This is a genomic window from Lentzea sp. NPDC036949 (assembly GCF_055608075.1).
In genome coordinates this window covers 59166-78064 of the sequence record NZ_JBVJRA010000008.1, presented here as the reverse complement: position 1 = coordinate 78064, position 18899 = coordinate 59166, and the positions used below count along the sequence as shown (strand labels likewise).

General features: G+C 73.0%; 17 protein-coding genes. 10 read left to right on the top strand and 7 right to left on the bottom strand.

The features are described from left to right. Window positions 1–165: 165 nt before the first annotated feature. Both ACZ7CD_RS23125 and ACZ7CD_RS23120 read right to left on the bottom strand, forming a co-directional pair. Window positions 166–3318, bottom strand: a complete 3153-nt coding sequence (locus tag ACZ7CD_RS23125) for a glycosyltransferase (RefSeq protein WP_470379653.1) — start codon at window positions 3316–3318, stop codon at window positions 166–168. Between the two features lie 40 nt (window positions 3319–3358). Next, window positions 3359–3655, bottom strand: a complete 297-nt coding sequence (locus tag ACZ7CD_RS23120) for a WhiB family transcriptional regulator (RefSeq protein WP_045315329.1) — start codon at window positions 3653–3655, stop codon at window positions 3359–3361. A gap of 260 nt (window positions 3656–3915) precedes the next feature. On the opposite strand from ACZ7CD_RS23120, the gene ACZ7CD_RS23115 reads away from it, so the two are divergent. Genes ACZ7CD_RS23115 through ACZ7CD_RS23100 form a run of 4 tightly spaced genes read left to right on the top strand, consistent with a single transcriptional unit; the run spans window position 3916 to window position 7482 of the window. After that, window positions 3916–4650, top strand: coding sequence for a site-2 protease family protein (locus ACZ7CD_RS23115; RefSeq protein WP_360395661.1), 735 nt, complete (start codon window positions 3916–3918; stop codon window positions 4648–4650). Between the two features lie 39 nt (window positions 4651–4689). Continuing rightward, a complete protein-coding gene (gene cofD, locus ACZ7CD_RS23110; RefSeq protein WP_458430316.1) occupies window positions 4690–5643 on the top strand; it encodes a 2-phospho-L-lactate transferase in 954 nt (317 codons plus the stop codon). Then, complete coding sequence (locus ACZ7CD_RS23105) at window positions 5636–6958, top strand: coenzyme F420-0:L-glutamate ligase (protein WP_470379652.1); 1323 nt, start codon at window positions 5636–5638, stop codon at window positions 6956–6958. Before cofD ends, ACZ7CD_RS23105 begins: the two co-directional genes overlap by 8 nt. Further along, entirely contained in the window at window positions 6955–7482 is a 528-nt protein-coding gene (locus ACZ7CD_RS23100; RefSeq protein ID WP_360394992.1) for an NUDIX hydrolase, read from the top strand. The genes ACZ7CD_RS23105 and ACZ7CD_RS23100 overlap by 4 nt, the downstream gene beginning before the upstream one ends. On the opposite strand, the gene ACZ7CD_RS23095 is transcribed toward ACZ7CD_RS23100, so the two are convergent. Together ACZ7CD_RS23095 and manB are read right to left on the bottom strand one after the other, a co-directional pair. Beyond that, complete coding sequence (locus ACZ7CD_RS23095) at window positions 7479–8360, bottom strand: DNA-3-methyladenine glycosylase family protein (RefSeq protein WP_360394989.1); 882 nt, start codon at window positions 8358–8360, stop codon at window positions 7479–7481. The two genes, ACZ7CD_RS23100 and ACZ7CD_RS23095, sit on opposite strands and share 4 nt — an antisense overlap. Beyond that, complete coding sequence (gene manB, locus ACZ7CD_RS23090) at window positions 8353–9420, bottom strand: mannose-1-phosphate guanylyltransferase (protein WP_360394987.1); 1068 nt, start codon at window positions 9418–9420, stop codon at window positions 8353–8355. Before manB ends, ACZ7CD_RS23095 begins: the two co-directional genes overlap by 8 nt. Window positions 9421–9538: 118 nt before the next feature. Between manB and ACZ7CD_RS23085 the strand changes: the two genes are divergently transcribed. Continuing rightward, window positions 9539–9949 carry a hypothetical protein gene (locus ACZ7CD_RS23085; RefSeq protein ID WP_470379651.1) on the top strand — a complete coding sequence of 137 codons (411 nt, stop codon included), beginning with the start codon at window positions 9539–9541 and terminating at the stop codon, window positions 9947–9949. A 66-nt stretch (window positions 9950–10015) separates the two neighbouring features. Here the strand turns inward: ACZ7CD_RS23085 and ACZ7CD_RS23080 are convergent, their stop codons facing one another. The 3 genes from ACZ7CD_RS23080 to ACZ7CD_RS23070 all read right to left on the bottom strand — a co-directional run bounded on the left by ACZ7CD_RS23080 (window position 10016) and on the right by ACZ7CD_RS23070 (window position 13089). After that, the gene (locus ACZ7CD_RS23080) at window positions 10016–10861 is read right to left on the bottom strand and encodes a glycosyltransferase family 2 protein (RefSeq protein WP_360394981.1); all 846 of its coding nucleotides are present in this window, start codon (window positions 10859–10861) and stop codon (window positions 10016–10018) included. A gap of 46 nt (window positions 10862–10907) precedes the next feature. Further along, window positions 10908–12035, bottom strand: a complete 1128-nt coding sequence (locus ACZ7CD_RS23075; protein ID WP_360395659.1) for a glycosyltransferase family 4 protein — start codon at window positions 12033–12035, stop codon at window positions 10908–10910. Between the two features lie 79 nt (window positions 12036–12114). Further along, window positions 12115–13089, bottom strand: coding sequence for a glycosyltransferase family 4 protein (locus ACZ7CD_RS23070; protein ID WP_470379650.1), 975 nt, complete (start codon window positions 13087–13089; stop codon window positions 12115–12117). 20 nt (window positions 13090–13109) lie between these two features. Between ACZ7CD_RS23070 and ACZ7CD_RS23065 the strand changes: the two genes are divergently transcribed. Genes ACZ7CD_RS23065 through ACZ7CD_RS23045 form a run of 5 tightly spaced genes read left to right on the top strand, consistent with a single transcriptional unit; the run spans window position 13110 to window position 18767 of the window. After that, window positions 13110–14012, top strand: a complete 903-nt coding sequence (locus ACZ7CD_RS23065; RefSeq protein WP_470375019.1) for a glycosyltransferase family 2 protein — start codon at window positions 13110–13112, stop codon at window positions 14010–14012. Beyond that, complete coding sequence (locus ACZ7CD_RS23060; protein WP_470370140.1) at window positions 14012–14644, top strand: hypothetical protein; 633 nt, start codon at window positions 14012–14014, stop codon at window positions 14642–14644. The genes ACZ7CD_RS23065 and ACZ7CD_RS23060 overlap by 1 nt, the downstream gene beginning before the upstream one ends. Then, window positions 14641–15192 carry a hypothetical protein gene (locus tag ACZ7CD_RS23055; protein ID WP_360394970.1) on the top strand — a complete coding sequence of 184 codons (552 nt, stop codon included), beginning with the start codon at window positions 14641–14643 and terminating at the stop codon, window positions 15190–15192. The genes ACZ7CD_RS23060 and ACZ7CD_RS23055 overlap by 4 nt, the downstream gene beginning before the upstream one ends. 3 nt (window positions 15193–15195) lie before the next feature. Next, on the top strand, window positions 15196–17682 hold the full coding sequence (locus tag ACZ7CD_RS23050; protein ID WP_360394967.1) for a glycosyltransferase: 2487 nt from the start codon (window positions 15196–15198) through the stop codon (window positions 17680–17682). Continuing rightward, the gene (locus tag ACZ7CD_RS23045) at window positions 17682–18767 is read left to right on the top strand and encodes a glycosyltransferase family 4 protein (RefSeq protein WP_458430310.1); all 1086 of its coding nucleotides are present in this window, start codon (window positions 17682–17684) and stop codon (window positions 18765–18767) included. The genes ACZ7CD_RS23050 and ACZ7CD_RS23045 overlap by 1 nt, the downstream gene beginning before the upstream one ends. The last annotated feature ends 132 nt before the right edge of the window (window positions 18768–18899 follow it).

The following is an 18899-nucleotide window of genomic DNA, read 5'->3' as shown; positions in this document are numbered from 1 at the left end:
GGGGGATCCCGGCGCCGTCGTGTGTGTGGAAACACGCACGGCACCTACAGCGGCCCGCCCACGCACGGCACCTGTGGCAGCCCGCACACGCACGACACCCACGGCGGCCCGCCACCCATGACACCCACGGCGGCCCGCACACCCACGACACCTACGGCGGCCTGCTCACGCCTGGCGCCGCCGCGTGGGGATCGCCGTCAGCACCGTGAACAACGCCACCGCGGCCTGCGCGAGCAGCAGCAGGTCCCGCAGCGTTGTGCTCATCGTCACCCTCACCTCGGCCCCCGCCCCCGGCAGCGGCACGCCGACGAGGTGGCCCCAGGACCGCACGACCGGCACCTGCTGACCGTCCACGAACACCTCCCAGCCCGGTTCGTCCTCGGCCGCGAGCACCAGCACCCGCCCGTCGGAGCCCGGCGAGACCCGCACCGCCACGTCCGGCAGCGTCACGTTCACCGGCGCCACCTCCGCTGCCGGTTCCGCGGGCGGGTCGCCGCCGGTGCGCGCGCGGCGGGCCAGTTCCGGCGGCAGCAGGACGCCGGTGTCGGACACCAGCCGGATGCGCAGCACGGGACGGCCCGCGGTCGTCGGTGCCGCCACCGACACCAGCTCCCCCGCCGCGGCACGCACGCGATCGGCGTCCGCGGCGGTGGGCAGCACCACAAACGACACGCCGGACGACGCCGCTTGGGCCAGCGCCACCCCCACGGCGGAGGACGACCCGTCGAGCAGGGACGTGGTCCACCGGCGCAGGCGTGCGGGTGAGGACGTGGTCGGCACGAGGTCGTCGTCGCCGAAGGCGGGCATGCGGCCGGCCACCTGGCGGGTCGGGGTGCCGAGGACCAGCACCGACCGGCCCGACCGACCCAGCTCCGCTGTCAGCGACGCGCTCAGCTGCTCGCCACCGCCGGCGCGCAGCGGACCGGTCCGCAGGTCGAGCACCCCCGCGACACCCAGGCTGGCCAGCGTCACCACGCCCACGGCGTACACCGCGCGCCGCACCCGCAGCCGACCGGCGACGCCCGGCGTGACACCGCGCCGGCACCCGGCCAGCACCACCCAGACGAGGCCCCAGGCGAGGATCACCAGCGGTGTTCCCGGCCAGGCGTGGAAGGCGGTGACCGCGGCCAGCGCGCCGATCGCCAGCACGACCACGAACAGGCCGGGCAGCATCGCCGCGTTCGGGCGCAGGACCGCGGCGGCGAACGCGGCGGCCGCGAAGACCGAGCACACGATCAGGTTCGGCGGCGGTGAGGAGTAGGCGGCGCCGAGGCCGTTCAGGACCATCTCGGGGTGCTGCAGCAGGACGGCGGGCCACGGCAGCAGCAGCGCCATCGGCAGCAGGACGATCGCGAACAGCGCGGCGATCCGGCGGGCACCGCCCGACACCGCCACGAAGCCGACCAGGGCCCCCACCAGCGCCACCACGTGGCTCAGCGGCGAGAACGCGCCGAGCACCGCGACGCCGACGGCCGTTCCCGAGGCCATGGCGAGCCATGCGTGCGTGGATGACGCGCGCAAGACCGCGTACACGCCGGCGAACACCAACGGCGTGACGATGTGCACGACGACGACGTCCAGGCGCCCTTCGGCAACGGCGGTCGTCGACACGGGCAGCAAGCCGTAGAACGCGGCGACCACCGCGCGCACGGAACGCCGTACGCGCATGCCACGGGAAGCGATGTACGCCGACAAGGCCGCCAACGGGATGTCACCCAGGAGCAACAGTGCGACCGCGAACCGGGGCCCGCCCGGCACCAGGCCGAGGAACGCCAGCGCCGCGGGAGCCGGGGCTGCTGTTCCGCCGGCCACCGGGTGCCACGACGCCAGGTACGCCGACCACACCTCGCCGAGCGACCCGACCGGCAGCAGCCGGCCGCCCGCGAGGTCCAGGCCGAGCCGCGACCAGTTCGCCACCACCGCCAGCGCCGACAGCCCCAGCAGCAGCAACACCGGTGGTGCCAGCACCAGCGACCGCAGCACCCGGCCCTGGTCGACCTCGACGAACACCATGTCGCGGCGCGGTCCCGGTGAGGGCCGCGGCTTGGGCGACGGCCGCAGCGCACCCGGCAGCGCCGCGTCGACCGTGACCACGACGGGCGGGCGGCGCAGGCCCGCGACCCGCGGCCGGCCCCGTGCGCCGGCCGGCAGCGCGGACGGTCCGACCGGCCGCGGCGAGTCCACTTCGGACGGCTCCAGCCACGCGGACCCGGAATCGGTTGCGGGCAAACGACCCAGTGCGGCGTCGGCCTCGACGCGGCGGCGGATCAGGAACGCGGCCCCGGCGCGCAGGGCGTTGCGGAACCGGGTCAGCCTGCTCGTGAAGAGGCCGGGCACGACCGCGGAACCGCGCCGCGCCCTGCGTCCCTCCAGCAACCGGCCGCGGGTCAGCAGGTACCGGGCGGCACCCACCTCCGCGTGCGCGTCGGCGAGACGTCGGAGCAGCAGGAAGCCCAGCGCCCGCAGCAGGGACAACAACAGCAGGCGCGGGAGTCCGATGAGGAACGAGGGACCCGAGGTGTTGACCAGGAACGTGCGCATCCCGTGCGCGCGGTCGACGCCGCGGACCGACGGACCGGGTCGTGCGACGGCCGCGTCCAGCAGGCGCAGGCCCTTCGTCGCCGCACGGGCGTGCCGCATCCGGGCGACCGGGACGCAGAGCACCAGGTGGCCCGCGCGGTTGACCCGCCAGCCGAAGTCGACGTCGTCGCGCAGCAACGGCATCGCCTCGTCGTACCCGCCGAGCGCGTGCCAGACCTCGCGGCGGATGAGCGACCCCGCCGACGACACCGCGAGCACCTCGGCGCTCTGCTGGAACAGCGCGCTGTGCTCGGTGGACGAGAGCCCGGTCTGCCGGTGGCCGGAGGCGTCGGTCGAGAGACCCGCCTCCACGACGAGCCGGGGGTCCTCCCAGTCGAGGCAGAGCGGGCCGAGCACCGCGGCGGAGGGCGAGACCTCGGCCGCGGTCAGCAGGGCGGCCAGGCAGTCCGGTTCGGGTGCGCTGTCGTCGTGCAGCAGCCACAGCCACTTGCCGGGGTCTCCCCAGCGGTCGACGGCGTGCTCGACCGCCAGCCGCAGCGCGGTGCCGAAACCGGTACCGCGCGGCAGCGACAGCACGCCGTCGAGCAGATCTTCGGCCTCCGCCAGTACTTTCGCGGTGCGATCGTGGGATCCGGTGTCGACCGCGATCACGTGGCGGGGACGAATTCGCTGACGCCGCAAAGCGGACAGCGCCGTGCTGAGCCACTGGTCGCCGTCGTGGCAGACCAGGACGCACAGCACCGGCGCGGTCCGGAGCCTCGGGTGAGGGCTTGTCACTCCCTCAAGTTAAGGCAAAAAGATCACACTTCCAGACGTCTCAGACGGCTCGCTTCTTCAGCTTGCGGCGTTCTCTCTCCGAGAGACCGCCCCAGATGCCGAAGCGTTCGTCGTGCTGGAGCGCGTACTCAAGGCACTCCGAACGCACCTCGCAACCCAGACAGATGCGCTTGGCCTCCCGCGTCGAACCACCCTTTTCGGGGAAGAACGCCTCGGGATCCGTCTGCGCGCACAGGGCGCGTTCCTGCCAGTCCTGCTCGTCGGCTGGGTCGAACAGGTACGACAGTTCGCCCTGTACGACCGGCTGCGCGACGTGATCTTCTTCGAATTCCTGCATTTCGTCCGCCTCCTCGCCTTCCGCTCTCCCCGGTTGGCGGACGCCAGACGCCGTTCCCACAACGACGAATGACACCGATGTGATTACACCTGCGTCACAGCGGGGGGTCAAGCCGAGTCCACACGTCGGGGGATATTCGCGCAGATGGCCGTTGAAACCTTGACGTGCAGCACAGACGGTGATCCACGTACCGCAACCCGTCCCCGAACGGCCCACCGCGCCAGCCGACACGCCACACTGGTGGGGTGAAGCGATCAGCGGTGCGCCCCAGTCCACTGTTCCTCGGCCTGCTCGCGGCGACCGCCGCCGGAGCCGTCCTCACCCTGTTCGAAGGCGATGTGGCCGTCATCGCCGGCACCGTCCTGTTCGTGCTCGCCGGCTGGGCGGTGACGTTGTGCCTGCACGAGTTCGGGCACGCGGCCGTCGCCTACCGGGGTGGCGACTTCTCGGTGCGCGACAAGGGATACCTGACCCTCGACATCCGCCGCTACACCGACCCGGTGCTCAGCATCGTCCTGCCGCTCGTCCTGCTCGCGCTCGGCGGAATCCCCCTTCCGGGTGGTGCCGTGTGGATCAACCACCACGCGCTGCGCTCCAAGAAGGTCGAGTCGATGGTCTCGCTGGCGGGCCCGGCCACCAACCTGGCGGTCGGTGCCCTGCTGGTCGCGGTCGTGGCGCTGTTCGACCCGCCGGGAGCGCTCACGGCGGCCATTTCGTACCTGGCACTGTTGCAGGTGCTCGCCTTCGTGCTGAACATCCTGCCCATCCCCGGCCTGGACGGCTGGGGCGTGTGGGAGCCGTTCATGTCGTACGAGGCCCAGCGCTTCGGCGCCAAGGTCCGGCCGTGGGCGCCGCTGGTGCTGTTCGCCGTCCTGTTCACCTTCTCCGAGGTCAGCCGGCTGCTGTTCCAGGTCTCGACGTGGGTGTTCGAGCTCATCGGCGGCAACTCCGTCGGCGCGTTCTACGGCTACGCCAACTTCATGTTCTGGCGCTGACTCCGGGCGCCTCGGGGCGCTGTGGAAGCATGGCCCGGCGTGAAGGTCGTAGCACTGGTCGGCGGGGTCGGCGGCGCGAGGTTCCTGCAAGGGCTCAAGCACCTGGGAGCCGACGTCACCGCGGTGGTCAACACCGGCGATGACGTGTGGATGCACGGACTGCGCATCTGCCCCGACCTCGACACCTGCATGTACACGCTGGGCGGCGGCATCGACTCCGAGCGCGGCTGGGGCCGTGCGGACGAGTCGTGGACCGTCAAGGAAGAGCTGATGGCCTACGGCGCCGAGCCCAGCTGGTTCGGGCTCGGCGACCGGGACATCGCCACGCACCTCGTCCGCACCCGGATGCAGCGCGCCGGCTACCCGCTGTCCGCGGTCACCGAGGCGCTGTGCACCCGCTGGCAGCCGGGCGTGAAGCTGCTGCCGATGTCGGACGACCGGGTGGAGACGCACGTCGTCGTCGAGCTCGACGGCGAGACGAAGGCCATCCACTTCCAGGAGTGGTGGGTCAAGCACCGCGCGGCCGTGCCCGCGAAGTCGTTCGCGTTCGTCGGTGCCGAGACCGCCACCGCCGGTCCCGGGGTGCTCGACGCGATCGCCGAGGCCGACGCCGTGGTGCTGGCCCCGTCGAACCCCGTCGTGAGCATCGGCACGATCCTGAACGTGCCGGGTGTGCGGGACGCGCTGCGCAAGACGGACGCCGGTGTCGTCGGCCTGTCGCCGATCATCGGCGGCAAACCGTTGCGCGGCATGGCGGACGCTTGTTTGGACGCGATCGGTGTCGAGACCTCCGCCGAGGGGGTCGGGCGGCTCTACGGTTCCCGCAAGTGCTCCGAGGACGGCATCCTGGACGCGTGGCTGGTCAACACCGGTGACCGCGCCGACGTGCCGGGGGTCGCGGTGCGCGCGGTGCCGCTGCTGATGTCCGATGTGGACGCGACGGCGCAGATGGCGCGCGCCGCGCTCGACCTCGCCGGGGTCGACGTTGGCTGACCACGCCGCGGCCGCGCTGGAACTGCTGCCGGTGCCCGGCCTGCCGGAGTTCCGGCCGGGCGACGACCTGGCCCGTGCGATCACGACCGCCGCGCCCTGGCTGCGCGACGGCGACGTGCTCGTCGTGACCTCCAAGGTGCTGTCCAAAGTGGAGGGCAGGCTGGTCACCGTGCCCGCCGACCCCGAGGAGCGCGACCGCGTCCGCCGCGAGCACGTGACCGCGGAGTCGGTGCGGGTGCTGGCCCGCAAGGGCAGGACGCTGATCACCGAGAACCGGCTGGGCATCGTGCAGGCCGCGTCCGGTGTCGACGCCTCGAACGTCGCCGGTGACGAGATCGCGCTGCTGCCGCTGGACCCGGACGGGTCGGCGGCGGCGTTGCGCGCCGCGGTGAAGTCCCTGCTCGGCGTGGACGTGGCCGTGGTCGTCACCGACACGATGGGCCGCGCGTGGCGAGTCGGTCAGACCGATGCCGCGATCGGCGCGTCCGGTCTGCGCGTGCTGCACGACTACGCGGGCTCGGTCGACCGGCACGGCAACGAGCTGTTCGTCACTCAGGTCGCGGTGGCCGACGAGATCGCGGCGGCGGCCGACCTGGTCAAGGGCAAGCTCGGCGCGGTGCCGGTGGCGGTGCTGCGCGGGTACGAGGTGGTCGACGACGGGTCGAGCGCGCGGGAGCTGACCCGGCCGACCGAGTTCGACCTGTTCCGCCTCGGCACGGAGGAGGCGCTGGCCCAGGGCCGCGCGGAGGCCGTGCTGCTGCGCAGGTCCGTGCGGTTCTACTCGGACGAGCCGGTGGACCTCGCGGTGTTGCGGCGCGCGGTCGGGGCGGCGCTGACCGCACCCGCTCCGCACCACACGGGGCCGGTGCGGTTCGTGCTGGTGCGGGAGAAGCGGGCCGCGCTGCTGGCGGCGATGCGCGAGCAGTGGGAACGCGACCTGCGCGGCGACGGGTTCACCGACGAGCAGGTCGCGCGCCGGGTGCGCCGGGGCGACCTGCTGGTGGAGGCGCCGGAGGTGGTGGTGCCGTTCCTCGTCCGCGAAGGCGCGCACACCTACCCCGACGCGCGGCGGGCCGACGCCGAGAAGACGATGTTCACGATCGCCGGCGGCGCCGCCGTGCAGGGGCTGCTGGTGGCGCTGGCCGCCGAGGGCCTCGGTTCGTGCTGGGTGTCGTCGACGATCTTCTGCGCGGACGTCGTGCGTTCCGTGCTGGACGTGCCGCGGGACTGGGAGCCGCTGGGCGCGGTGGCCGTGGGCCACCCGCTGGAGCCGCTGGTCCCCCGCGCACCGCTGGAAGGACTGATCGAGCTGTGACACTGCACGCCGACGCCGTCGCGACCCTGCGGGCGTTCTCGGGGCAGGACGCGTTGAAGGAGGCCTACCTGGGCTTCCTGGCCGCACGCGAGGACGCCTGTCAGCGGTCGTGCGAGCCGGGGCACCTCACGGCCTCGGCACTGGTGCTGGACGCGACGGCCGAGCACGTGCTGCTGACGCTGCACCCGCGCGTCGGCCGGTGGCTGCAGCTCGGCGGTCACTGCGAGCCGGAGGACGTCTCCCTGGCCGCGGCCGCGTTGCGCGAGGCCACCGAGGAGTCCGGCATGCGCGGGCTGCGGATCGAACCGACCCCGATCCACCTCGACGTGCACCCGATCACGTGCTCGCTGGGCGTGCCGACCCGGCACTTCGACGTGCGGTTCCTGGTGCGCGCCCCGGTCGGCGCGCAACCGGTGCGCTCGGCCGAGTCGGTGGACCTGCAGTGGTGGCCGCTGGACTCGCTGCCGGCCGACGTGGACGACCTGCACCCGTTGATCGAGTCGGCGCTGGCCCGCCTGCGCTAGAACTTGCGGTAGTCGCGCGGTGAGAACCGCGGGGCTCGCCGTGGGCGGTGCAGGCCCGCGGCCTGGAGGTAGCAGACCGCGCGGTGCCGTTGTGGCGTGTAGGGCGCGAGGAGTTCCATCATTCCGTCGTCGTCGCCCGGCGTGCCGGTCAACGCCCACGTGACGTTCTTGGCGACGTGGAAGTCGCCGACGCTCACGGCGTCCGGGTCGCCCCAGGACCGCTGCGCCACCTCGGCGGAGGTCCACACGCCGATGCCGGGCACCTTCTCCAGCAGCTCACGGCTGCGCATCTCCGCCGCCTTCTCCAGCCGGTGCGCGACCTGGGCGGCGTTGACCAGCGTGCGCCGCCGCGCGCCGTCGAGGCCGCACTGGTGCCACTCCCAGTCCCGCAGGCCCAGCAACCGCTGCGGCGTCGGCGGGACCTTGAGCGGCAACGGTCCCGGCGCGGGTTCGCCGAACCGGCGGCCGAGCTCGCGCCACGTCCGGAACGCCTCCGTGCCCGTGACCTTCTGCTCCAGGATCGAGGCGAACAGCAGGTCCCACACCCGGCCCGTGCTGCCCAGCCGCAGTCCCGGCCGCCGCCGGCGCGCCTCGGCGACGACGTCGTGGTGCGCGACGAACTCGTCCACCGGGTCGTCCGCGCCGAGCAGGGCGGGCAGGCCGTCGAGCAGCCACAGCCCGCCGTCACCCCACGCCCGCGCGCGCACCTCGTCGCCGACCCTGGTGACGTGCAGGGTGCCGGGCCCGCACGGGGTGTTCGCCGCGAACCAGATGCCGCCCTCCGTGCTGAAGGACGGGTCACCCGGCCCGCGGCGCAACGGCCCGAGCACCGCTCCCAGGTCCAGTGGGAACGGTGGTGTCCAGCTCCTCTCAGGCATCCGTCGAAAAGCGCACGCCGGCCTCCGGCAACACCACGCCGGGCCACACGCGCGCCCCACCGATCAGCTCGCACCGCGCCCCGATCACCGCCGAGTCGCCCACGACCGCGTCCCGCAGCACCGCACCGGCCTGCACCAGCGCACCGGCGCCGACGATCGACCGCTCGACCACCGCGCCCTCGCCGACCACGGCCCCGTCGAACAGGATCGCGCCGTCGAGCACCGCGCCCTCGGCCACCGTGCAGTTCGCACCGACCGTGCTGCCGCCGCGGACCGTCGCACCCCCGTGCACGTTCGCCCCGTCGAGCACGAGGAAGTCACCGGCCTGGGCGACCGCGGCCGACGGCGCGACACCGCGCACGAGGTCGGCCGACCCCTGCACGAACGCCTCCGGCTTGCCCAGGTCCAGCCAGTAGGTGGCGTCCACGTGCCCCTGCAGCCGCCGGCCGGCCTCCAGCAGCCCCGGGAACGTCTCCCGCTCCACCGACACCGGCCGGCCCGCCGGGATGGCGTCGATGACCTCGCGCTTGAACACGTAGCAACCCGCGTTGATCTGGTCGGTCGGCGGGTTCTCGGTCTTCTCCAGGAACGCCTGGACGCGCCCCTGCTCGTCGGTGGGCACGCACCCGAACGCCCGCGGGTCAGCCACCTTCACCAGGTGCAGCGTGACGTCCGCCGCGTGCTGCCGGTGCGTGTCCACGATCCCGGCCAGGTCGACGCCGGACAGGATGTCGCCGTTGAAGACCATCACGTCGGGCTCGCGCAGCTTGTCGGCCACGTTCCTGATGGCGCCCGCCGTGTCCAGCGGCACCTCCTCGACCACGTACTCCAGTTCCAGCCCGAGCCTCGACCCGTCCCCGAAGTACTCCTCGAAGACCTCGGCCTTGTAGGAGGTGCCGAGCACCACGTGGGTGATCCCGACCTCCTTGATCCGCGACAGCAGGTGCGTCAGGAACGGCACCCCCGCGGTCGGGAGCATGGGCTTGGGAGCGGACAGGGTAAGCGGGCGAAGACGGGTGCCTTTACCCCCGACCAGCACCACAGCTTCAACGCCGTGCACCTTTTTCCTCCTCCGCGTTACAGCAAGCCGTTCGACGGAATACTCTGACACGAAGCAGATCGTCAGATGGAGTCTGGTCCCGCCAGGGATCTGGTCCCGGCAAGGAGCTGAATCCGACATGGACCCCCGCGACCGGGCCGACGCCTTGCTCGCCCGCGCCCGCGCACGTGGGCGGAACATCGTGACGCCGGACAACATGACGTCCCCCATGGACTCCTCGGCCACCCTGCAGATCCCGCGCAGCCTGGTCAACGCGGTGGACCCGCGCCTCGACCCGGACTCGACGATGGTCCTCTCGGCCGCCCAGGCAGCGGGTCAGGCAGCCCCGCCCCGCCCCGGTCAGGCCCACCGCCCGCAGCAGCACCGCCCGCAGCAGCACCCGGTGCCGGCCCAGCCGCTGCCGTCCCCCGCCGCCGCGGCCGACGACGCGGAGATCACGCAGGTCGTGCAACCGGGCATGATCCCGACCGTCTCCCACCACCAGACGACCCGCTCCTCGCTCTCGCAGCGGTTGAGCGGCGACATGTGACCTGCGCGCCCGCGCGTGAGCCCGGTTCCGGGGTGAGCGGGATCACCCGCGGTCAGTCCGCGAACGTCACCGGGTGAGCATCCGGACCCGCACCCCCAGCCCCGCCCGCACCGCCCACCGGAACGGCGCCCACAGCACCCCGCGGTGCCGGTCCGCCAGGTACCGGTAGGCAGACCGGTGGTGCTCGGCCAGCATCCGGTCCGACGCCCGCGCCGTCGAGTGGCCGCCGATGTGCACGACCTCCGCGTCGGGCACGTACACGTTGACCCACCCGGCCCGCGCCACCCGGTCGCCGAGGTCGACGTCCTCGAAGTACATGAAGTACCTCTCGTCGAACCCGCCGACCGCGTCGAACGCCTCCCTGCGCATCAGGAAGCACGACCCGGACAGCCATTCGGCGACGCGTTCGACGGGTTCCTGTTCCTGCCGGTAGGCGCGCGTCCACGGGTTGCCCGGCCACACCACCGCGAACAGGGCGTGGCCGATGCCCCGCCCGACGGACGGCAGGAGCCGCGCGGACGGGTAGACCTCACCGCTGGGTTCGCGGATCAGGGGGCCGAACATGCCGCCGCGGGGCCAGCGGGCCGCCGCGTCGATCAGCGTGTCGACGCTGCCGGGGGAGAACTCGATGTCGGGGTTGGAGATCAGGATCCAGCCGACGTCGGCGGGCAGTGCCGCGACGCCGCGGTTCGCTCCGCCGCCGTAGCCGAGGTTGCCCCCGGTGGGCACGAAGGTGACGTGCTCGCGTTCGGCGGCCACCTGCTGGGGCACGCCGTCGGTGGAGCCGTTGTCGGCGAGGATCACCCTGATGTCGCGCGTTGTCGCCTTCGCGAGGGTGTCCACGAACGGTGCCAGCGTCTCGCCCGGCGAGTACGTGACCGTCACGACACCTAGTCCGTCGCCGTAGTTCACGCGCGACACGATAGTGGTTCGGTGTTGCGCGAAAACGCGTGCACCGTCAGCGGCGGTGGCGGATGAGCGATGCGCGCTCGTAGGCGAGCCGGTGGCGTTCGGCGCTGACGGCCCACGAGAAGTCCTTCGCGCGCTGCTGACCGGACGTGGCCAGCGACGATCGGCGGGCCGGGTCGTCCAACAACTCGGCGATCGCCGCCGCGATGTCACCCGCTCCGACACCGCAGTACGCGACCGCCTCGCCACCCACCTCCGGGAGCGACAGTCTTCGGGTGGTGAGCACGCAGGCGCCGCACGCCATCGCTTCGAGCACCGGCAGGCCGAAGCCCTCGCCGAGCGACGGGTAGGCGACGAGCTGCGCGCCGCCGAGGAAGCCGGCGAGCTGTTCGAACGGCAGGTAGCCGGCGCGGATCACGCGGATGCGGTGCGGGACCGAGTCGAGCGCGCGTTCGACCTGGCTGTCCCAGCCGGGCTGGCCGGCGAGCACCAGCGCGGGCGGGTTCGGGCGGCCGGCGACGGCCTGGGCGAAGCCGCGGATGAGCGCCGGCACGTTCTTGCGGGGTTCGAGTGCGCCGAGGAACGCCACGTAGGGCGTCTCCCCCAGCGACAGCGCGGTCCGCACGTTCAGGACCTCGTCGGGCGACGGCGGGTGGAAGCGCTCGGTGTCGACGCCGTGCTGGGCGATGTGCAACGCCCTGCGGTCGGCGCCGGCCACGCGCACCAGCTCGTCCGCGGTGGCCTGCGACGGCACCACGCACAGGTCGGCGCGCTTGAGCGACGCACGGGTCCACGCGCGGAAGAAGCGCGCTTTGACCGACGAGTGCAGCACGGGGTCGGTGAAGAACGTCGCGTCGTGCAGCGTCACGACCGACGCGGCCTTGCTCGCGATCGGCAGCGTGTAGTGCGGCGAGTGCAGCACGTCGACGCCCAGTGTGCGCACCAGCCGCGGCAGCGTCGTCTGTTCCCAGGTCAGGCGGGCTGTCCTGGTCGCGACGGCGTCGGCGGCGCGGAGCACGCGGGCGTTCGGGGCGATCTTGGTGAAGAGGTCCTCGTCACGCGGCTGGCAGACGACGGAGAGCTTGGCGCCGTCCGCGTCGAGCGCCGCGACGAGCGAATCCACGTAACGCCCGACGCCGCCTCGGTCCGCGGGCACGGCGGTGGCGTCGATCAGCACGCTGGGTTCGACGATCGGCACGGTCAGCAGCGTACGGTCATCGCGAAACCCACTTACACCGAATGCATCAACTACGTGGTTACACGTGGGTTGCCCAGACACCGCGCGCAGTCTTTTCCCAGGTGAACTCACTCGCGCGAGTGATCCCGGCCTCTTTGGTGTGGTCCGGGTCGGCCAGCACCGCCCGCAGTCCCTCCGTCAGCGACGCGAGGTCGCCGCGCCGCACCGCGGTGCCCGCTCCGCCCGCCACCTCCACGAGCGCCGGGTCGTCGGAGTGGACCACCGGCACGCCCGCCGCCATGGCCTCCAGCACCGGCAGTCCGAACCCCTCCGCGAGGCTCGGCGCGGCCAGCGCGGTGGCCCCGGCCAGCACCGATGCCAGCCGTTCGTCGCTGACGCCGCCGAGCAGCCGGACGTGCGGCGCGCGCAGGTCGACACCGCCCCAGCCCTGCGGCCCGACGACCACGAGCGGCACGCGCAGCCGTTCGGTGGCCCGCACGAGGAGGTCGAACCCCTTGCGCGGCTCGATCGTGCCGACCGCGAGCACGTAGGTGTCGGGGAGGTCCGCCGGCCTGCCGGTCGCCTGGAGGTTCGTGACGCCGTTCGGGACGACGTGGACCGGGACCTCGACCGGGACGTGCTCGGCGAGCTGGTCGGCGACCGCCCTCGTCGGCACGACCAGCGCCTTGGCCTCCCTGGCCGCGCGCGTGATCACCTTGCGGTGCCAGGCGACCCCGCGCGGCGTGAGCGTCTCGGGGTGCGTCCACGGCACGACGTCGTGCACCGTCACGACGGCCCCCGCGCGCGGTGCGAGCGGTGTCGGCGCGTGCACGTGCGGCCCGAGGTGTGGCGGAAGACCGCGCTCCCACAGCGCCACCAGCACCCGCCGCGGCACCCGCAGGTTCCGGTCGGCGCCGGCCGTGGCGGCGGTGCTCACGCCCCACCCGCCGGGCGCGGTCGCGCGGAGGGCGCGGAGCAGCTCCGCGGTGTACCGGCCGGTCCCGCCGGGGACGGGCGCGTTGAGTTGCTCGGTCAGCACTACCAGCTCGGGCACGTCGCGTACCGTCTCACGCCGTGTCGCCGCTCAGCACCGTGGTGGTCGTGACGTGGCGCGGCCGTGACCACGTCACGGCCTGCCTGGACGCCCTCTCCGCCCAGAAGAGTCCACACAGGACGATCGTCGTCGACAACGCCTCCGACGACGGCACGGCAGCGCTGATCAGCGGGCACGAGGTCGTGCGCCTGCCGTCGAACCGCGGCTACGCCGGTGGTCTCGCCGCGGTGCTGGCCATGGTCGAGACGCCGTACGTCGCCTGGTTGAACGACGACGCCGTGCCCGACCCGTCGTGGCTGGCCGAGCTGGAGCGGGCGTTGGAGGGTGACCCCGGCGCCGCCGCGGCCACCTCGTCGATCCAGCTGACCGACGGCTCGACGCAGTCGGTGGGCGTCGCGCTGACCGCCGACGGGTACGGCCGGGACGTGGTGCTGGCCGGGCGCGAGGTGTTCGGGTTCTGCGGAGGGGCGGCGCTGCTGCGGACCGGCGTGCTGCGGGCCGTGGGCGGGGTGCCGGCGAGCTTCTTCTGCTACTACGAGGACACCGACACGGCCTGGCGGCTGCGGCTGGCCGGGCACCGGGTGATCTCGGTCGGGCCGGCGCGGGTGCGGCACCGGCACGGCGCGTCGACCAGGCCCGGCTCGGTGCTGTTCCACCGCTGGAACGAGCGCAACCGCCTGCTGATGCTGCTGCGCTGCGCACCCCTGCCGGTCGCGCTCTCCCAGCTCGGGCGGTTCGCCGCGCTCACGGCGCTGCTGCCGTTGCGGGAGAACGTGCCGGACGCGGCCAACTTCCGGGTCGGGTTGCGCGTCCGGGTGCTCGCGGAGGTGGTGGTGCGGCTGCCGGCGTCGCTGTGGCAGCGGGCGCGGATCACGACGACGGCCGGCCGCCGGCGCGTCTGGCGGGAATGGGCCGGCCGGTGATGTCCCGGCGCAAGCGCAGACCGGTCCGCACGAGGAACGGCCCGAGCCGCGAGCCACGCGCCGTCCACGACCCCGAGGAACCGGCGCACCGGCGCGCGCTCGACGCGGTGCAGCAGCGCCTCGCCCGGTGGCTGGTCGCGGGTGGCGGCGCGGCCGTCCTGGCCGGGTCCGCTCTCGGCATCACCGTCGACGTCGGCTTCCTGCTCGTCGGCCTGCTCGGCGGGCTCGCCTTCGCGCTCGGCGTCAGCGCCCTGGGCGAGCGCAAGGCCGTCGCGCTGCCCGCGTTCGCCGTCGGGCTCGCGGCGCCGTTCGTCCTCACGTTCGGCGGGCACAGCGTGGTGATGGACGAGATCGGCCACACGGAGCAATGCGCGGTCACCGAGGCCGTCGAGCACCCACGGACCAAGTACCCGTCGGTCGACTACGTGCTGACCTGTCCCAGCGGCGAGGTCGAGCTGAGCCGCGACTGGCCCGACCGCCTCCGCGGGCACGAGGCCCAGGTCAGGATCGGTCCGCCGGCGCGGCCGGTGTTCGCGGAGCCGGGCGGGTGGAACCTCTGGGTGGTCACGGGCGTCCCCCTGGTGATGATCGCATTAGTGCCACTGGCCAGGGCCCTCAGGAAACGGCCATGAGCCGGCCCGTCCCGCTGATCGTGGCCGGCGTGCTCGGCATCGCCGCGGCCGCCGTCCTGGGTGCCGTCGTGCCCGACGAACACCGGCTCGCGGTGATGGTCCCCGGCTGCCTGCTCGCGTGCGCGTTCGCGTGGGGGATCGGCGAGCTGAGCGACCCGTGGCTGGTGCTGCCCGCGTTGATGGTGCTGGTGCCGGGCACGGCGGTGCTGGCCGGTGACGGTCACCGCGCGTTGATGGACGTGTTCGCGCACCGCGACACGTGCGTCGTCGAACGGGTCGACGAGGTCGCCGGCCAGGACAACCCCGCCCACGCGCACCGCGTCCTGTGCCCGGACGGTGCGCGGCTCACGATCGTCGTGCAGGGCGACGCCGACAAGCGGCTGCCGCCGGGACCGGCGACCGTGCTGCGGCACGAGTGGATGCGGCCGCTGCTCGCCGACCGCAACGACTGGTCGGTGGGCTGGGTGGCCGGCGTGCCGGTCGCGGTCCTGCTCCTGCTGATCTGTGCGACCAGCCTGCGGGCGCGCAGAGTGATGAGGCAGGCTTAGCGCGTGGATCGAGCCTCTCTGCCCGTCGTCTCGGTGGTCGTCGTCAACTACCGGGGCGCGGACGACACCATCACCTGCGTCCGCGGTCTCGCCGAGCTCGACTACCCGGCCGAGTTGCTGCAGGTGGTCGTCGTCGACAACGAGGCGCACGACACCGAGCGGCTCACGCGGGAGCTGCCGGGCGCGCGGATCGTCACCTCGCAGCAGAACCTCGGGTTCGCCGGCGGGTGCAACCTCGGCGTCGAACACGCCACGGGCAGCGTGCTGGCGTTCCTGAACAACGACGCGCGTGCCGACAGGAACTGGGTGAAGGCCGCGATCAGGGTCTTCCACTCCGAACCGGCGGTCGGCGCGGTCGCGAGCAAGGTGCTCGACTGGGACGGCGCGAACATCGACTTCGTCGACGGCGGGCTGACCTGGTTCGGCATGGGCTACAAGCGGCACGCGGGCCAGCCCGACGACGGCAGCCACGACGGCCCGCGGGACGTGCTGTTCGGCACCGGGTCCGCGCTGTTCGTGCGGGCCGAGGTCTACCGCGAGCTCGGCGGGTTCGACGAGCGGTTCTTCATGTTCTACGAGGACGTCGACCTCGGCTGGCGGATGAACCTGCGCGGCTGGCGGGTGCGCTACGAGCCCGCGTCGCTCACGTTCCACCGCCACCACGCGTCGATGAGCTCGATCGACCACAGCCGCGAGCTGTACCTGCTGGAGCGCAACGCCCTGGCGGCGCTCTACAAGAACTTCTCCGACGAGACGCTCGCGAAGGTGCTGCCCGCGGCGCTCGCGCTGTGCGTGCGCAGGGCGACCGCGCGCGGCGAGATCGACCCCACCCAGCTGGAGATCACCCGCAGGCCGGCGGACCCGGCGCTCGACCGCGAACCGGTCGGGGTGTCGCGGCAGGCGCTCGCCGGGTTCCTCGCGATCGACCAGTTCGTCGAGCTGATGCCGTCGCTGGCCGAGTCGCGGAAGGTGGAGCAGGCCAAGCGCCGGCTCTCCGACACCGACCTGGTGCCGTTGATGCGCAAGGCGCTGGAGCCCGCGTACCCGTTGCCGCGCTACCTGGCGGCACACGACGTGCTCGTCGAGGTACTGGGCCTGGACGACGTGTTCGGCAAGCCGCGCAAGGTCCTGGTGATCACCGGTGACGCGATCTCGGACCGGATGGCGGGTCCGGCGATCCGCGCGTGGCACATGGCGGACGTGCTGTCCGGCGAGCACCAGGTGCGGCTGGTCACCACGAACCCGCTGTGCGCGCCGCCGGACGCACCGTTCGCCGTCGAACGGGCACGGCCGAAGGAGCTGCCGCCGCACGTGGCGTGGGCGGACGTAGTCGTGTTGCAGGGCCACGCGCTGGAGATGGTGCAGGAGCTCAAGCGCAAGTCGTCGACCAAGATCGTGGTCTGCGACATGTACGACCCGATGCACCTGGAACTGCTGGAACAAGGCAAGGACGACACGGACGAGAAGCGCGCGCTGGACCTGAAGACGGTCACGCGCGTGCTGAACACCCAGCTCGAACGCGGCGACTTCTTCCTGTGCGCGTCGGAACGCCAGCGGCACTTCTGGCTGGGTCACCTGGCGTCGCTGGGCCGGCTCACGCCCACGTTGTACGACAACGACCCCACGACCCAGTCGCTGCTCGGCATCGTCCCGTTCGGACTGTCGGGCAAGCCGCCGCAGCGCACCGCACCGGCGATCAAGGGCGTCGTGCCGGGCGTGACCGACGCGGACAAGGTCGTGATCTGGGCGGGCGGCGTCTACAGCTGGTTCGACCCGCTGACGCTCGTCGAGGCCATGGACCACCTGCGCAAGCGGCGGTCGAACGCCAAGCTGTACTTCCTCGGCATGAAGCACCCGAACCCCGAGGTGCCGGACATGGACATCGCCGGACAGACGCGCGGCCTGGCCGCGTCGCTGGGGCTGACCGGCGAGCACGTGTTCTTCAACGACGGGTGGGTGCCCTACACCGAGCGGCAGAACTGGCTGCTCGACGCGGACTGCGGCGTCACCACGCACTACGAGCACGTGGAGACCACGTTCGCGTTCCGCACGCGCGTGCTCGACTACCTGTGGTCGGGGCTGCCGATCGTCACCACGTCCGGCGACTCGTTCGCGGACCTGGTGGCGCGGGAGGGACTGGGCGTCGTGGTGCCGCCGGAGAACCCGGAGGCGCTGGCCGACGCGTTGGAGACGGTGCTCTACGACGAGGAGTTCGCGGCCGGGTGCCGTGAACGCATCGCCGTCGTCCGCGAGCGGTACACCTGGGAGACGGCACTCGCGCCGCTGGCCGAGTTCTGCCGCAACCCCAGGCCCGCCGCGGACCGCCTGCCCGGCTCGGCGCCGCTGGTGCGCACGCCGGAGCTGAGCAAGGCGGACAAGGTGAAGCGGGACCTGCGGCTGGTGCGCGAGTACCTGGACGCGGGTGGCCCGACAGAGTTGGCCAAGCGGGCGACGGGGCGTCTGCGCAAGATCGCGCGTGGCGGTGGCTGATGGCTCGCAAACCCCTTTCGGTGCTGCTCGACGGCACTCCCCTGCTCGGACACCGGACCGGCATCGGCCGCTACACGGCGGCGCTGGCCGAGGAGCTGGCGTCGATGCCGGACGAGGCCGACGTCCGTGCGGTGGCGTTCACCCTGCGCGGCTGGCGCGCGTTGCGGACGGTGCTGCCGCACGACGTCACGGCCCGCGGCCTGCCCGTCGCGGCACGGGCGCTGCGGCAGCTGTGGCTGCGCGCGCCGTTCCCGCCGGTGGAGCTGCTGGCCGGGTTCTCCGACGTCATGCACGCCACGAACTTCGTGCTGCCGCCCACGATCAGGGCCCGCGGGGTCGTCACGATCCACGACCTCGCGTTCCTGGACAGCCCCGGCGACCTGCCGGCCTCCGACGCCCGGCTGCCGGAGCTCGTGCGGCTCTCGGCCCAGCGCGCGGACGTGATCTGCACGCCGACCGCTGCCGTCGCCGACGTCGTCGCCGACCGGTTCTCGGTGCCGCTGGACAAGGTCGTCGTGACCCCGCTGGGCGTCGACCCGGCGTGGTTCGCCTCCCGCCCCCCGACCACGACGCTGCGCGGCCGGCTGGGGCTGCCGTCGGAGTACCTGCTGTTCGTCGGCGCCGACGGCCCGCGCAAGGGCCTCGGCCACCTGGCGAAGGCGCACGCGTCCGACCCGTCGCTGCCCCCGCTGGTGATCGTCGGCCCCGGCCGGTCCGGTGTGGACGGACGGGTGCTGCGGACCGGGTACCTGTCGGACGTGCACCTGCGTTCGGTGGTGGCGGGCGCGACCGCGCTGGTGCTGCCGTCGCGCGACGAGGGCTTCGGGCTGCCGGTGCTGGAAGCGCTGGCGTGCAACGTCCCCGTGGTGTGCTCGGACGTGCCGGCGCTGCGCGAGGTGGCCGGCGGACACGCGTTGCACGTGCCGGTCGGTGACGTCGAGGCGCTGGCGGCCGGGCTGGCGCAAGCCGTTGCGGCACCGGCGACCCCGGCGGCCCAGGCGGAACGGCGGGCGCACGCGGCGGGGTTCACGTGGCGGCGGTGCGCGGAGCTGACGCTGGGCGCGTACCGGCGCAGCAAGGCCTGACGTCCTGTGCTGTTGCGTGAGGGCGTCAGGAAGTCCTGACGCCCCACCACGTCGTCCACGTCACCGGGAATGCGGCCCCGGTGCGTACCTGTCGAGCTGGCTCTGCGACGCCTGTCGGGAGCCCGTCACCAC

Coding starts and splice junctions, on each gene's coding strand:
- ACZ7CD_RS23095 (WP_360394989.1), bottom strand. CDS start 8,360: ATGCCTGAGAGGAGCTGGACACCACCGTTCCCACTGGACCTGGGAGCG.
- ACZ7CD_RS23120 (WP_045315329.1), bottom strand. CDS start 3,655: ATGCAGGAATTCGAAGAAGATCACGTCGCGCAGCCGGTCGTACAGGGC.
- ACZ7CD_RS23060 (WP_470370140.1), top strand. CDS start 14,012: ATGTCCCGGCGCAAGCGCAGACCGGTCCGCACGAGGAACGGCCCGAGC.
- ACZ7CD_RS23085 (WP_470379651.1), top strand. CDS start 9,539: ATGGACCCCCGCGACCGGGCCGACGCCTTGCTCGCCCGCGCCCGCGCA.
- ACZ7CD_RS23045 (WP_458430310.1), top strand. CDS start 17,682: ATGGCTCGCAAACCCCTTTCGGTGCTGCTCGACGGCACTCCCCTGCTC.
- ACZ7CD_RS23055 (WP_360394970.1), top strand. CDS start 14,641: ATGAGCCGGCCCGTCCCGCTGATCGTGGCCGGCGTGCTCGGCATCGCC.